Annotated in this window: 9 protein-coding genes; all 9 read left to right on the top strand. The window is 70.2% G+C overall.

Annotated elements, in window-relative coordinates:
- Nucleotides 1-154: 154 nt before the first annotated feature.
- The 9 genes from ABZ824_RS20655 to ABZ824_RS20615 all read left to right on the top strand — a co-directional run bounded on the left by ABZ824_RS20655 (nt 155) and on the right by ABZ824_RS20615 (nt 15829).
- Nucleotides 155-9013, top strand: coding sequence for a hypothetical protein (locus tag ABZ824_RS20655; RefSeq protein ID WP_356964777.1), 8859 nt, complete (start codon nt 155-157; stop codon nt 9011-9013).
- Nucleotides 9014-9058: 45 nt separating this feature from the next.
- Entirely contained in the window at nt 9059-9343 is a 285-nt protein-coding gene (locus ABZ824_RS20650; RefSeq protein ID WP_039795825.1) for a hypothetical protein, read from the top strand.
- 29 nt (nt 9344-9372) lie between these two features.
- A complete protein-coding gene (locus ABZ824_RS20645) occupies nt 9373-9864 on the top strand; it encodes a DUF6301 family protein (protein WP_356964776.1) in 492 nt (163 codons plus the stop codon).
- Complete coding sequence (locus ABZ824_RS20640; protein WP_356964775.1) at nt 9861-10304, top strand: hypothetical protein; 444 nt, start codon at nt 9861-9863, stop codon at nt 10302-10304. The genes ABZ824_RS20645 and ABZ824_RS20640 overlap by 4 nt, the downstream gene beginning before the upstream one ends.
- 105 nt (nt 10305-10409) lie before the next feature.
- The gene (locus ABZ824_RS20635; protein WP_356964774.1) at nt 10410-12008 is read left to right on the top strand and encodes a hypothetical protein; all 1599 of its coding nucleotides are present in this window, start codon (nt 10410-10412) and stop codon (nt 12006-12008) included.
- A 474-nt stretch (nt 12009-12482) separates the two neighbouring features.
- On the top strand, nt 12483-14321 hold the full coding sequence (locus tag ABZ824_RS20630) for a hypothetical protein (protein WP_356964773.1): 1839 nt from the start codon (nt 12483-12485) through the stop codon (nt 14319-14321).
- The gene (locus ABZ824_RS20625; RefSeq protein ID WP_355076166.1) at nt 14318-15091 is read left to right on the top strand and encodes an ESX secretion-associated protein EspG; all 774 of its coding nucleotides are present in this window, start codon (nt 14318-14320) and stop codon (nt 15089-15091) included. Before ABZ824_RS20630 ends, ABZ824_RS20625 begins: the two co-directional genes overlap by 4 nt.
- Before the next feature lie 55 nt (nt 15092-15146).
- Nucleotides 15147-15503: a hypothetical protein gene (locus ABZ824_RS20620; protein ID WP_356964772.1), complete on the top strand. Its 357-nt coding sequence runs from the start codon at nt 15147-15149 to the stop codon at nt 15501-15503.
- 38 nt (nt 15504-15541) lie between these two features.
- Entirely contained in the window at nt 15542-15829 is a 288-nt protein-coding gene (locus tag ABZ824_RS20615; protein WP_355076170.1) for a YbaB/EbfC family nucleoid-associated protein, read from the top strand.
- Nucleotides 15830-15892 lie beyond the last annotated feature (63 nt).

The raw sequence follows: 15892 nt of genomic DNA, 5'->3' as shown, positions 1-15892 counted from the left end.
GCCACGCACCGCTCGTCCGGGCGAGTCCGATGATTCGGGTGACGGTGGGCAGGGTGTGCCGCGGACCGACCGTCCTGAGCGCGAACCGGATGCGGCGTCGCCACGCACCGCTCGTCCGGGCGAGTCCGATGATTCGGGTGACGGTGGGCAGGGTGTGCCGCGGACCGATCGTCCCGAGGACGAACCGGATGCGGCGTCGCCACGCACCGCTCGTCCGGGCGAGTCCGATGATTCGGGTGACGGTGGGCAGGGTGTGCCGCGGACCGACCGTCCTGAGCGCGAACCGGATGCGGCGGAGGCGTCGCGCACCACGCGTCTGGGCGAGTCCGATGATTCGGGTGACGGTGAGCTAGCCGTGCCGTCGACCGACCGTCCCGGGAGCGAGCCGGATGCGGCGTCGCCGCGCACCGTGCGTCCGGATGAGTCCGGTCAAAGTGCGTCGGACGACCCGCGGAACGCCGCGCCGCACTCCCCATCCGTCACCGCGCGCGACGATGCGCACCGAGCGCTCGCCGACCTCGACGAGCTGCACCGCCGAATCGACCAGCAGCTCGACGACCTGTTGCGCCGCGCGAGTACGGATCTGGACCGGATCGAGCAGCGCGCTCTCGACCGCCTGGCCGACATCGAAGCCGAGATCGCCGCACGGTTCGACGAGCTCTCCGCTCGGCCCGACCAGGGCGTCCCGGCCGCCGCCGAGGTCCCGCCGCTCGCGGCGCCCACGGCCCGCCCGGGCGCGGAGAACTCGGCCGAGGCGGCGCTGGAGCGCATCCGCGCGGAGTTCGACGACGCGGCCCGGCGCACCGACGAACGATTCGACGAGCTGCTTCGCGATACCTTCGCCCAGCTCGAGGGGATCGCGGCGGACCTCGATCAGCACTTCGACGCCGCCGTCGCCCGGCTCGACCGACTCGCAGGCGGACCGGACGACGCGGTACACCCGTCTCCGGAGGCCCAGGCGCTGGACGAGTTGCACACGCGCCTGCTGGACGAACTGGACGAGATCCACCGCCGCGCCATGGACCGCCTCGACGCACTCGAACGCGAGCTCGACGGATTCCCCTCGGGCACAGAGCCAACGCCACCGCCCGCGCCGGGGGAACCAGTGGCGGGAACTACGCGCGTGGGCGATCCGGCTCCGGGTGACGGCGACCGGTCTCCCAGGAGACCCGTCGCGGGAAGTGCGCGCGTCGGCGACCCGGCTTCACCCGGAGAAGCTCGGGAAAACAGAGAGCCTGTCGCGGGGAAAACACGAGCCGACGACCTAGGTGCGACTGGCGGCGAAAGGCATACGGGTGTTGACGCCGAGCATCTGTCGGCTGAGCGTGATGCGGCGGCACAGGAGTTGGCGGATGCGCGGGCCGACCTCGCGGATGCTCGCCGTGGGTTGCCGGTGAACGACGAGGATCTGACGCGGGATGCGTTGGACGATGCGCTCGAAGCCCTGCGTGGCCGCACGATGCGGGTGGATGAGCAGGGCCCCTGGCAGGAGCGGGTTGCACGGCTCGAGGATGCGGCGCGGCGGGTGTTCGACGCGGAGGACGCGTTCGCGCGGGTGGACGACGCTCGCGACGAGGACGGCCAGGTAGCCCGTCCGATATCGGACAACCCCGGCGAAGAATCTGCTTCGCGTGGAGCGGACACCGTGGCCGGGGAATCGGTACGTGTCGACGCCGAACCGAGCCGCCCGACCGCCCGGCGGGATGCGGCGGAGCGGGAGTTGGCGGACGCGCGGGCCGACCTGGCGGATGCTCGCCGTGAGTTGCCGGTGAACGACGAGGATCTGACGCGGGATGCGTTGGACGATGCGCTCGAAGCCCTGCGTGGCCGCACGATGCGGGTGGACGAGCAGGGGCCGTGGCACGAGCGGATTGCGGAGTTGGAGCGTGCCGCGCGGCGCGTGTTCGACGCCGAGGACGAATTGGCGCGGGCCGAATACGCTCGTGCACAAGCGGCTCGGGCTGCCGACACCGGATCGCCATCGGAAGACCCAGGCGCAGAGCCGGTTACACGTGAGGTCGAGGCCGAAGAACCGGTGCGTGCCGGCGCCGACCAGGATGGCCCGGTCGCTGGGCTGCCTGACACCGCCGAACCGCGTGCGGAGGCCGCAGGTGCGGATGGCGAGCCGCCATCCGGGCCGCCGCCCACGAATGCCGAGCCACCGGCCGATGGCCGTCCGGATGGTGCTCGTCGCACCGGCAATCCCGTTCACGACGTGCTCGAATTCCTTCGCGAACAGCGCGATTGGACCGATCAGCGCGATGCCGACCCGCTCACCGATGCCGAGGCCGAGCACGTTCGCCTGCTCGCCGAGGCATTGGGTCTCGACGAGAGAATCGCCGCGCTGCGCGATCCGCTGGCCGCTCTGGCCGAACTCGCCGAAATCGCCAGGGCGCGAGGCTTCCTCGACGAAGCCGACGGCCCGCGCATGCGCTACCCGGACGATTTCGAGCCGCTCACCAGCGCGGAACGCTACGGAGACGAGCAGTTCTGGCTGGCCGAGGCGCCCGACGACGGCCTGCGCGACGTACAGGACGACTTGCGCCGCGCGGGCCTGCCGATCGAGCAACCGCGACCACCGCGACTGCCCGCGGCTGCCACGAGCCCGGATGCCCTGCCACCTGCCGACCCAGGCCGCACGGTCGCCGACTCGGAACGCCTGGCCGCGCAACGGGACGCGGCGGTCCGCGAATTGGCCGACGCGCGCGCCGGTCTCGCGGATGCGCGGCGTGGTCTTCCGGTCGATGACGAGGATCTGACACGGGACGCATTGGATGACGCGCTCGACGGCATGCGCGGCCGCACGTTGCGTGTGGATGAGCAGCAACCATGGCAGGACCGGGTTACGCGACTCGAGGATGCGGCTCGGCGTGTGTTCGATGCCGAGGACGGGCTCGCGCGGGCCGAAGACGCAGCACGCGAAGCCGATCCCGCGGCCGAAATTCGTCCAGAGGCCGACACCGAGCGTCTGACCGCGCAGCGGGATGCGGCGGCGCGGGAGCTGGCCGACGCACGGGCCGATCTCGCCGATGCTCGCCGTGGCTTGCCGGTGAACGACGAGGATCTCACCCCGGCTGCGTTGGACGATGCGCTAGAAGCCTTGCGTGGGCGCACATCGCGTGTCGACGATCAGGGACCGTGGCAGGACCGCGTCACGGAGTTGGAGCGCGCCGCCCGGCGCGTCTTCGACGCCGAGGCGGAACTCGCTCGGTCGGAACGCGCCCTCGAGCACGCCGCGACCACCAATGAACGGACACAGCAATCGGATGCACGCGACGCGACTCACGGTGTGGAGTTGCCGCGTGTCGTTGCCGAGCGTCTGTCCGCGCAGCGGGACGCGGCGGTCCGCGAATTGGCCGATGCGCAGGTCGATCTCGTGGCGGCCCGCCGTGGGTTGCCGGTCGACGACGCGGACCTGACGCCGGGTGCGTTGGACGACGCGCTCGACGGACTGCGCGGACGCACGCTGCGGTTGGACGAACAAGGTCCGTGGCAGGACCGTGTCACGGAGTTGGAGCGCGCCGCCCGCCGTGTCTTCGATGCCGAAGCGGAAGTCGCTCGGCTGGACGATGCCCGCGCACAGGCCACTCGGGCAGCCGAGCCGCACTCGAATGATGCGAACCGAGAGCGTGCCGGGGATGCGCACGAGTCGTCCCGCGCTCCGCGTCCTGAACCGATCGACCGGACTCGCGACCGGCTCGCACGCCGATTCACCCTCGACGAGGACGATCTGTCCCCGGAGCATCTCGGCGCCACCATCGCCGACCTGCGCTACCGAAACCTGTTGCAGGCGGGCATGGTCGAGGCGCTCGCGGCAGCGACCGAGCGGGCGCGCGGCACGCGTCATCCGGACTTGCGCGCGCAGGTGCGCGAGACCCGCGACGCCTGGGCACGGCGGCTCCGCATCGATCCGGCCGATCTCGATCGCGATCCGGCCGGGACGGTGGAGCAGGCCCGTGCCGCGGTGCGCCGCGACGCGCAAGCCATCGCAGACCTCGCCGACGCCGTCCAAGCGGCCCGCGGCCAGACCGGCGCCGAGCCCCAGCCTGGGGAGACCCGCCGGTACACCCTCGAGGTCGATGGTGAGCGCGTGCCAGCGCGGCTGGTCGCCGACGAGAACGGCGGCTGGCGGGTGGAGACGCCCGAACGTCTCGACGCACCCGAACCGGCGGATACCGACGTGCCCGCATCGCGGCAACCGGAGCGGCCGAAGTCGCGGCTGCGTCGCCTGTGGGAGGCACTGACGGCGGGATACCTCGGCGAGAGCCCGAAGTACCCGTCCGGCTCCGGCATCGATAGCGCGGGCCAATCGCTGATCGCGCACGAAGCGGGCCTGCCGCTCACCAAGCACTACGACCCGACTCCCGCGCCCGGCGACGAATACGAGGTGATGCAGACCAAGTTCAGTCCGGTCCGCATCCTCAAAGAAGCCGTCACCATGTGGCGCAAGCGGGAACTCGTCCCGTTCCTGAAGCGCCTGACCTCCCGGGTCGCCGACTCGGCGGCCGAGTACGGCACACCGGTCGCCCGCGACGGCGAGGAGTACCGGTACTGGCTGGAGGAGGCCGATCCGGAGCTGGTGCGCCGGGAACTCGGGGTGGAACTCGAGGAGCTGAAGCGACAGGCCGAGGACGCCGCCCGCGCGATCGCCAAGCCGGAGCCGACCGACGGCGAGACGCCCGACGCCACACCGGAACCGGCCCTGCGGTCGGGCGAGGAGCTGCCCGCGAGCACCGGTGAACTCGCCGACTGGCTGCACGAGTTGTCCGAGGCGACGGTCCGGCGGCAGGAACTGGCCGACGCCCTGGTGGCCGCGGCCGCTGCGCTGGGCGTCGACCTCGGTGAACCGACCTCCGAGAACGTCCGTCGGGTCGTCGATCTGCTGCGGTATCAGCAGATCCGCCGGATCGGCGCGCTCACCGGCCTCGCCGAGGCGTCCCGCCGGTACAACGCCGAGCACGAGCGGATCCCGTACAGCGACGAGGTCGGCTTCTTCGACGCCAACCCGATGAACCGTTTCCTCGGTGAGGTAGTGCGCGCCTTCGGCGGCAACCCCACCCTGTTGGACTGGCAGGGCGTCAACAACGGCGGTGAGCCGAGCCGCGAGTGGGGCGACCTCTACGACACCGACCAGCCGGGCCAGGACCAGGGCCTGCGCTCCTTCTTCGAGAATGCGCTGCGCCGCGACCAGATCAAGGACGAGCGTTCCGTGTGGGCGCAGCTGCTCGGCACCGATCTGCACGCGCTCGACGCGCATCAGCTCGCGAACGCGCTCGTCGACGAGATGGACCGGATCCGCGAGCACGCGCGCGGCATGACCGCCTTCCGCACCGACGCCGACGAGTTCCTGCGGGCCGATGCCGCGGGCGACGAACTCACGGGCCTGATCGGCGACATGGCCGGGCGGGACTGGGTACTCGCGCGGGGCGGCGCGATGCTGGAAGACGGCACCGGTCTCGGTCTGGTCCCCGGCGAGCCCGGCGGGCCGATGCGGTTGGTGGTCGTGGACGGCACGCTCGGCCACGACCGCGTCCTCGCCGACGCGCTCGCGGCGCACCCGAGGCTCGCCGAGGCCGTCAACGAGGGCATCGTCGAGGTCCGCTACCTGGTCACCGACGTGCGTCCGGACCGGATCGCGATCGCCGACGGCGGGGCGACGCAGGTGCGTCACTTCACCGGCGAGGTCGAGGGACGCAGCCTCGACGTCACCGTGGTGAACGACGGCGACGGCTGGCGTGTCGTGCCGGACGCTGTCGTGAACTCCGACACGCTTCCTGTCGCGGACGAGGCGCCGGAACCGTTGTCGCGACGGGAGATCGGCGACGCCATCAGTGAACTCGCGCAGCGCCTCGACATCACCGAAGCGGAGCTGGCTTCCCCGGAACTGCTCGCCGAGCGGCTCGCGGTGCTGCGCGACGAGAACGCCATTCGCGCGGGACAGATCGAGGCGATCATCGACTACGCGCGCACCGCCTGGGACATCGACACCTATCACGAGGTCGGCGACGCGCGGCATGTGCTGGCCCACCGGCTCGGCCTGGACGCCGCGGACATGACACCGCGGCGCCTGGCCGAGGCGATGGCGGACCCGGATATCCGCAACGCCTTGCGGCAGCAACGGGCCGAGGCGCTGGTCAAATACGCGAAGCTGTTGCGCGGCATCGACCCGGCCGCGATCGATGCGGCCAACGACCGGCTGGTCCGGCGTCTCGACGCCTTGCCGGGAACAGTGCGGATCACCGGTCTCGGGCAGCTGGGCGAGGTGATCGCCAACCAGTCACATCGGCCGAACCTGCACCCCGACCTGGTCGACGCGCTCACCGACTACGCCGACGCGCTCGCCGCGGTCGATGTGTTCGACCGGCGCGCCCACGGTGACCGAGCGCTCGATCCCCGCGTGTCCGATGTCGAGTTCCCGGTGCACGACAAAGCCGTTCGCCACCTGCTGGCGGTCATCGGCGACGTCGTCCACCTCACCGAGGCTCCCGGCCGGCTCGGCATGCTGGACGGCGACACCAGCGCCGCGCCCGGCCCCGATCGCGGTGCCGGGCGGGACTTCGCGCGCCTGGTCGGCGTGGACCTGACCGACGCGGACCCGGAACGGTGGGCCGAGGTCTACGAGGTCTATCGCGACGGCAAGCTCGACCAGAACGAGCGACTGACCCCCGGTCAGCTCGCCGAAGTGCAGGCCGAGCTGCGCGCCGAGGTCGTCGGGCGCGCCGACGACATCGCCGCCCTCTCCGATCTCGTTCAACGCGCCGCCCGCGCCGATGTGGAACGCCTGTCCGCGCAGCGCGCCGCGGCGGTTCGGGAGTTGGCGGACGCGCAGGCCGATCTTTCGGATGCCCGCCGCGGTCTTCCGGTGAGTGACGAGGATCTGACGCGCGATGCGTTGGACGATGCGCTCGACAACCTGCGTGGGCGCACGTTGCGGGTCGAGGAGCAGGGCCCGTGGCAGGAGCGGGTCGGAGCGTTGGAGCGCGCGGCACGCCGTATCTTCGACGCCGATGCGGAACTGGCCCGTTCGGACGACGCCCTCGAGCAGGCCGCTGGAGCCATCGAGCCGCTCTCGCCCGACGGACCGGAAGAATCGGTTTCGCGGGCAGCGGAAGAGTCCGCTCGTGCCGAGGCGGAAGCGGAGCGGGCGCGTCTGTCCGCGCAGCGTGCTGCGGCGGAGCGGGAGTTGGCTGATGCGCAGGCCGATCTCACGGATGCTCGTCGTGGACTACCGGTGAATGACGAGGATCTGACGCGGGATGCGCTGGATGACGCGCTGGATGGTCTGCGTGGGCGCACGATGCGGGTGGACGAGCAGGGCCCGTGGCAGGAGCGGGTTGCGCGGCTCGAGGATGCGGCTCGGCGTGTGATCGATGCCGAGGACGAGCTCGCGCGGGCCGAAGACGCTGTGCGCCAGCATCATTCGGAGCGCTCCGCGCATCGTTCCCCCCAGGAGGGTGCGTCCGGTTCTCGGGTTGCCCGCAGTGGCGGGGAGACGAATGGGGAGACGTCGCGCCGGAAGCGTGACGGTGGCGAGGATTCGCCGGAGAGCGGAACTCGCGTTCATCGCGACGGTGCTGACGAGTCGTCGGGCGGTGCTCGCTCGAACCGCGACGGTGATTCGGAGCCGCCCGCGGGTCCGTCGGGCCCGGGGCCGGTGCGTTACCGCCGGATGCCACCGAACTGGGCGCTGCGCTCGCACATTCCGCATCCGCCGAGGGACTACGAGTTCGAAATGCCGGGGCCGTTCCTGAACGAAGTGGAGCGGTGGCCCGTCCCTATGCCGCAACCGGAACCCCCGAAGCCGCCGAACCCACCCCAGCCACCCACGCCGCCGGTTCCGCCGACACCGCCGGTTCCGCCCACGCCGCCGACACCGCCGGTTCCGCCGCTCCCGCCGACTCCGCCGGTTCCGCCCACGCCGCCGGTTCCGCCGGTTCCGCCGACGCCGCCGGTTCCGCCGACGCCGCCGGTTCCGCCGCTCCCGCCGGTTCCGCCGCCACCGCCGGTTCCGCCGACGCCACCGCCGGTTCCGCCGCTCCCGCCGACTCCGCCGGTTCCGCCGACGCCGCCGCTCCCGCCGTCACCGCCGGTTCCGCCGACGCCACCGCCGGTTCCTCCCGCGCCGCCGACACCACCCGCGCCGCCGGTCCCGCCCACGCCGCCGGTTCCGCCCATACCCACAGAGCCGCCCATACCCCCGGAGCCGCCGGTTCCGCCCACACCCCCGGAGCCGCCCACACCTACGGTTCCGCCCACGCAACCTCCGTACCCGTCGACGCCTCCCTTCCCGCCCGGCGGGCCGACACCCGGCCAGCCGACGCCTCCGTACCCGTCGACGCCACCGGGAACACTGCCCCCATACCCGTCGGCCCGACCCGCATACCCGACTATGCCGACCCCCGGACCGTCCGCACCGCCATACGCGGGACCGTCCGCACCGTATCCACCCACGTCACCGACCTGGCCTGGCAACACGAACGACCCCGGCCGGCCCGACGGCACGGTCCCGCCGGGTATGCCCATGCCCCCGATGCCGCCCGGCATGCCGATGACGCCAGCGGTGAACGGTGGCGCACGGACCAACGGCCGCGGGCCGCAGGGGAACGGGCGCCGCGGCCAGGACCCGGAACGCGGTATCTTCGTCCGCCCGTTCGCAGGCTTCGGTGTACCCGCGGAGTTCGACCCGATCACCGGCGCGCTGCGCGCCAACCCGTCCGAGGCGGCCGCGCACGACGGCGTCTACGGTGAGCTCGGTGGAGTCTCGGTGGTGTTCTATCGACACGACGGCAGACTCGTCCTTCGTGTCGGTGACCGCACGGTCGAGCTCGACGGGCCCGTCGGCGTCGAATGGGGCACGGTGGGATGGCGCACCACCCGGTTCGCGGTGGCCGTCGGCGGTGCCGTCTTCTGCGAGCTGACCTATCGCTCGGTGCCGGAGGAGATGGACATCGGCGCGCTGGTCCGAGCCGTGGTCGACGACCCGGTGCGCCGCGCCGAGATCTTCGCCGGATGACCGGACGGCGATGCGACAAGGTAACCATCGACGTGAGGAGTAGTGATGCGGATCGACCATCCGACCGATGACGAACTGCGAGAGAACTTCGACGAGATGCTCCGCTCCGTGCTGACCGGCGGCGGCATCCGCACGGAGACGGGCCTCGACATGAAGACCGAGGACGCGCTGTGGGCGATCGCCCGCGCCTATCCCGACGTGCCGGACGCGCTGGTCGACGCGGCCCGCTCGGCGTTCGCGGGCCAGCTCGACGGCTCCAACGCTCGCGAGCGCAAGGAGGCGCTGGCCCGCAAGATCGAGGAGATCAATCGTCGGCGGTCGGCCCGGTGAGCACCGATGTCACGACCTAAGGTGGGCCCATGAGCGAATGGCGCGCGCTGACCGCCGGCGAGATCGTCGACCTGGCCACCGGCCTGCGGTCGCTCGACGGCTCCCAGCCGATGGACGCGGTGCCGCGGCTGGCCGAGGCGTTCGGCTGGAAAGTGCTGACCGTCCATCCGGACCGGGCGATGCTGGACGCCGGATTCGGGATGGCCAGCGGAAAGATTCACGGACGTGCCGGCCTGATCGTCGACATCAAGCTGCGCGTCACCGATTTCGCCCCGGACGACGCGGATGGAAGGGCACGATCGAGGGACGCGTTCGTGGCGATGGTCGCGGCGCTGACCCGCGCACTGGGCGAACCGACCACCCGGGTTCCTGGCGCCACGGCGGAGGTCCGCTGGGCGGGGCCGGAAACGACACTGGTGGTGGCGGACCTGGGCCGCTCGGTTCAGCTGTCCTCGACCGCCAATTCCTGGCTCGAACTGCACGATCAGGCCGTCGAGCTGGAGCAGCAGGAGCAGAGTTGACCGGGTGGGGAGATTTCGCCGCCGGTCTGGCCGTGGAACTCGCCACGCTGCGCGCCGGTTCCATCGTGAAGCTGGTCGAGTCCGATACCGGACCGCGGCGGCGATACGCCCAGTTCCTCCAGCTCGATGACGCGCTCGAGGCCGAATTGGTCGATGACGAATGGCTCGACCCCGCCTTGCGCGCGGGCGCTGCGGGACGCGCGTTGATCGCCGAATCGGGTTGGCGCGAACGCGACACGAGCCACAACAACTGGTGGACCGAGCTGCCGTGGCCGAGTCCCACGACCGAATACCGCCGCCTGGCGGACATGGTCGTCACCGGGTTGCGCGACGGGTTCGGCATCGACGCCCCCACTGCCCTGGCCTATACGGGGTGGAACGAGCGTTCGGGGAATCGCAAGCTCGACCTGCCGCTACTGGGCCTGCGGCAGGAGCCGTGACGAGCACCGCGCGGACCGGCGCTGTATGAGGATGAACGACGAGCAGAGCAGGCATCGCGGCGTGTACGCCGGCTCCGATGCGGTGGATGAGGGGATTTCCGCGACGTGACCAGACCAGGCGGCCAGGCGACCGGCGACGAGCTCGGTGCTGCTCCAGAACACGGCGCTGCCGAGCCGCACCTGTCGCCGTCCGCGGTCGAGGCATCGGCCGAAGCGGTAGCCCACCAGTCCACGGAGGACCACGAGGTCGCCACGGAGGAGCCCGATGTCGGCTTCACTCTGTCCGAGGCGGCGCCGGTCGAAGATGTCGCCGAACGGGCCAAGGCGCTCATGCACCAGGTCGCCCGGGAGCTGGCCGCGGGCGGTCCGCAGGGCTGGCGGCGGGTCGACGCGGTGTTCGCGCTGACGGTGGCCGCGGAGGTCGCGCTGGCCGTCTACTCCGACGATCGAGAGCGCGCCGCGCGGGTGACTCCCGAACCCGGGATCGTGGCGCTGGTTCGCGAGCATCGGGAGCTGGCGGCCGGGCTCGAGGACGGGCCCTGGTGGCGTTTGCTCTTCACGCTGACCAGCGACGGCCGGATGGAGGTCGACTACGACTACGGCGACGAGCCGTTTCCGGACGAGCAGTTGTTCCCGCCGGAGGTCTATCTCGCTGATCTCGCGGCGTTTCCCCGGGATTCGCTGCCGGTCTGGCTCGGCGCCTACGTCGGTCACGGTGACCGTCAGTCGCGACCGCCGCAGGTGGCGGCGGCGCAGGCGCGGGCGGATCGGGAGGCGGGCGTGCGGGCCGTGCCGTCCGAGGACGAGCTGCCTCCGTTCCCCATCATGGCCGCCCGGTGGGCCGTGCTCGCCGCGGCGTTCGTCGCGGCCGAATCACCTTGGGGCCCAAGGCTGCTGCCTTCCGTGAGCTGGTTCGAAGGCGCCAAGCGCAGCGGTTGTTCGCTGTACGCGCTGCCCGGAGGGCGGGCCGTGCTGTCCGGTGGGGTGTGGAATGCCCCGGAACTGGCGGCGGCCTACAACGACGGGCTCCAGTTGCCCGATCTGTACGCGGGCGCGCCGGAATGGGTGGCGGGACAAGTGTTGAACCACCGCTGCACCAGCGGTCTGCTGTCGTTCTGCTACTGGTGGGAGAACGGCCGCTGGTACCGCGGTGCGTCACCGGGACCCGCCCGGTTCGCCGAGGCGATGCCGGGTGTGTGGAGCTCGGAGACGGTCGTGGACATCGTCGGCAGCCTGCTCGGCGACGACGCGAACGCGCGTCGGCGCGCGGCCGTCGGCGCGCTGGTGTCCGCCGCGGAGGCCGGTGTGGTCACGCGGGAGACCCTCGCCGGTGTCTTCGACGACGACGAACGATTCGACGTGGACGGCGCTTTCTTCCAGCTGACCATGGCCGGGGTGACCATGACGGTGCCGGGGCCGATGTCGCGAGAGGACGCGCTCGCCCGGGTCGAGCGGTTCATCCGGGACAGCGGAGCCGATCTCGCGAGCTATTCGCTGGAGGACCTGCGCGCCGATCGGATCAGCGTGGGCTGGATGGTGTACGTACCGGTCGAGCCGGGTGAGATCGCGATCGGCCGGGCGATCTACTACATCGCCGATGACGGTGTGCTGGAACGGTCTTCGTCCTCGGTGGCGCCATCGGTCTACCGCGCGGAGTTCGAGCGGCGGTTCCAGGGCCGGCACGGTCCGGTCGGCGCGTCCTGATCTTCGTGTCTCATCTGCGCCGCGTCGCAAACCGGCTGGTCCGGGGCGGTGAGCGGCGCGGAGGGGCCCACCAGAATTCGGGTCTGTACGTGCGTCGGCGAACCGACTCACCATAGAATCGTTGGTGCGTCGTAAGACAATATTTGGTGTGCCGTAAGAACCGGCTGCCATATTGACGTGTGGCGCACAGCCGTTCACGGCACGCCAGCGATGAGGAGGGTCGTCAGCGTATGAGTTGCCGGGCGCAGGAGAGTGATCCCGTACGCGGGGGCGAACGGGACACCGCGCCGTGGCGCGCACACCGTGGACGCCCACGTCGGGGAGGTATTCAGTTGTGCGGGTCGGAGTCTCTGTCTCCGGGATCGGACTTCGGCATCGTATCTCCCGGGGCCGTCGGCGCTCATCCAGTGCGCTTCCCAGCGATGACAACAGGTGGGCGGGGCTTCCGAATCGTCGAGACGGAGGGAGCGCGGCATGTCTGAGACGAATCCATGGAGCGGCCTGTCCCGCGAGGCGCAGAACGGCACCTTGGAGCTGCGGCCGGGAGCGCTCGAAGCTCTGATCAACGCGGCGAACGGAGTTCGCGTCCGCGTCGCGTCGGTGAAAAAGGAACTATCCAAGGTCGATTCGCTGCCGCCGTTCGCCGATGTGCTGCTATCGGCCCAGGCGCTGGCCTCCCGATTCTCGGAAAAGGGAAAAGAACTCGGCAGCATTCTGGACGACCACATCACCATCCTCGACGATCTGACCGACACCTTTTTCGCGGCGGCCAGGCACTACCGAGGCACCGAGGAAGACAACAGGGTCGATTTCGCCGCGCTGGAGCGCCGGGTGGGCGAACACAAGGGAATCACCGAAAACCTCTCGAAGCGCTGGGATCCCGCCGGTTTGACGACCGCGGGCGACGGCAGCGGAAACACCTACGCGCATCCGGATTGGAATGAGGTCGGGAACCGAAAGCCCGAGGAGAACCACGGATTGCCGACGAGCCTGGCCGATCCGGGCGATGTGAAATTCGAACCGCGGGGCGTGCGTGCGGACGACCCGGAGAACTTCACGTATTCCCAATATCAGACGATCATTTCGTCGATCACCGGGGGCAGTCCGACCATGCCGATCAAGGTCGCGCAAGCCGCGTCGGATTGGCGGTGGCTGGCCGGAGAACTCAAGGAAACGTTCGACATCCTCACCAACCAGATGACGACCAGTAGGTCGAGCTGGACGAGTCCGAACAACAATGGCGGTGCGGACCGAGCACGCCAAGCGATCACCGCCTATGGCACCGGCACCGATCAGCTGAATACGAATATGAAACTGATCGGCGACAGCCTCGAATACGTGTCGGAATGGCTGTACACCACCGGAGTGCTGCTCCAGCAAGGTGACGACTATCCGCCCACACGAACCTCGGGTGAGACCGACGACGCGTACCGGCAGCGGAAGGAAGAGGCCGCGGTCCGGAACTACGTCAGGGCGATGCAGGCGGCCTATGTCCCCGGCGTAGAGGAGACCGACAAGGTCATCGCGGTACTGCCGGATCCGATCCCCCCGACCACCGGCCAAGTGCCGGGACCGGGGCCAGGGCCGGGCGGTCCAGGGCCGGGCACCGCACCGGGGCCGGGGACAAGCGCCGCCCAACTGGCGTCGATGCAGAACGCGCAACGGCAGGCCGAACAGCAGCAGAAGGCACTGGAAGACGCGCAGCGCCAAGCGCAATTGGACGCTCAGCGCCGCGCCGCCGAACAGCAGCAACAGCAACAACAACAGCAACAGCAGGCCGCGCAGCAAGCCGCCCAGCAGGCCGCCCAGCAGCTGGCGCAACAGGCGCAGCAGGCCGCCCAGCAGATCGCGCAACAGGCGCAGCAGATCGGGCAGCAGGCCGCCGGCGCCGCGCAGCAAGCGGCGCAACAGGCCGCGCAGCAGGCCGCGCTGGCGGGCCTGCCGGGCATGCCGAATCTGTCCGACGCGACGAAGAAACTCGAGTCGGCCCTGGCGAAGGGTGCGGGCGGCCCCGGTGGTTCGGCGGGAGGTCCCGGCGCACCGAAGTCGGCGGCCAACCAGAACCTGGAGAAGGCGTCGAAGTTGTTCCCGCGGGCGACGAACGCGGTCGCCGCGGCGGCCACCGGGCGCGCGGGTCTGGCGGCGGGCCAGGGCATGATGGGCGGCCCCGGCATGCCGATGGGCGGTCCCGGCGCCGCCCAGGGCGGCCAGCAGAAGGAGCACAAGCGCGCCGACTACCTGGATTCCACCGAGCATCTGGAAGAGGCGCTCGGCGACGCGCCCGTGGTAGCGAAACCCGTTGTCGAGCAATGAACGACACGTGGGAGTTCTCCGGTCTCGAATTCGCCGCGGCATGGCACGCGGCGAAGGAGAGCCTGCCGGATCCGTTCTTCTACCTCAGCGGCACGACCTATTACGACGACGCGCGCAGGCAGAAAGCCGAAGCGTGGCAGCGGATCCAGGCCCGCTGGGGCCGGGCGCTGGAGGAGTTGATGGACGTGCTCACGGTTCCCGACATCCGGCTGGTGATCCGCGGGATCGACGGCCGGGACGCGCGGAACCCGAAGGGCGCCATCCGTATGCTCGCCGGCCGCAAGGGCGACCGCGCGTTCCTGGTGACCCAGAAGCCGGGAACGGAACGCCGAACCGAGGGATTCACGGTCGCCGAACACGACGTTCTGTCGCTCGGCCACAGCGTGGCCGAGGCATTGCCGAAGGTCGACGCCGGGCGCGGGTCCGCCTTCGATCTCATCGAGCCGGGCGGCGACGGGCTGGACTACTCCTATGGCCGCTCCCTGGTGAACGACGTCGAAGACCGCACGGCCGGCCGCAGCGAGTCCTTCGATCGCGCGCCCGCCGCCACGGTGGGCACCATCGTGGTGGAGCAAGGGCATTCGCGGTTCGGTCCGCGCGGTATCACCCGGGCGCACCTGGCCTGGCGCGATCTCGTCGACGACGGGCGTTACGCGATCGTGCCGGGCAGCCCGCCGACAGTGCTCGCTGCGGACGTCCGGCGACTGACCGAATTGATCAACGCGCGGATCGCCGAAGTCGTCCAAGCCATCAAAGACGAGCGGATGTGATCGATCGTATGCGCGCCATTCCGTTTTCGATATCGATTCTCCGAGGGGGTTTTCGATGACCGCATCGCAGCAGGGGAACCCTGGCGATTTTCCTGCCGAATTCGTGGCTACTTCGCTCACCGGCTCGATTTCGGTGCGCACCACCGAAATGGGTCTGCCGCTGGGCGTCAAGGTCGACGCCGATCAATTGCGCCGCGACCCGGAGGCGCTGGCGGGCGAGGTCCTGCGATTGTGCAAACAGGCGGCGAACCGCGCGGGCCTGGCGCGGCGGGCGCAATTGCGGCAACTGGGATTCACCTCGGAGATGCTGGCGCTGACCGGGCTGCCCACCGAACAGCAGGTGGCGACGCAGGAGATCATCGACGAGCAAGAGTACGACATCGAACCGCAGAGCTGGCTGCGATCGGTCTGAACGGCAACGGAATTCGTGAGGTCGGCATGGTCGAAACAATGGACGAGCTCATCGCTCGGGTACAGAATCAGCTCTACCGGCTCACCGATCTCAATGACGCCATGAATGGGATCCGGGTAGCCGAGACATCGCCCGACGGCGCGGTGACCGCGGAGGTGGACGGCAACGCCGCGTTGATCGGACTCAGCTTTTCCGCCGCGGTGTCGAAACTTTCACCGGACGAGTTCGAGAAAACGGTCGTCGACACCGCGCGAGCGGCCGCGCACAAGGCTTTTGCGGAGCGCGGCGCACTTATCACCGCATTCAATGAGGAGGCCACCGGGTAGTCACCGGATGTTAACCACGACGGGATCGCGATACGCGGTCTTCGCTAGGTAAAGTTGAATACG

It is taken from the genome of Nocardia sp. NPDC047038 (assembly GCF_040644075.1).
Lineage (GTDB): Bacteria > Actinomycetota > Actinomycetes > Mycobacteriales > Mycobacteriaceae > Nocardia > Nocardia sichangensis.
The sequence above is the reverse complement of the archived record's forward strand: the minus strand, read 5'-3'. Positions and strand labels throughout refer to the sequence as shown.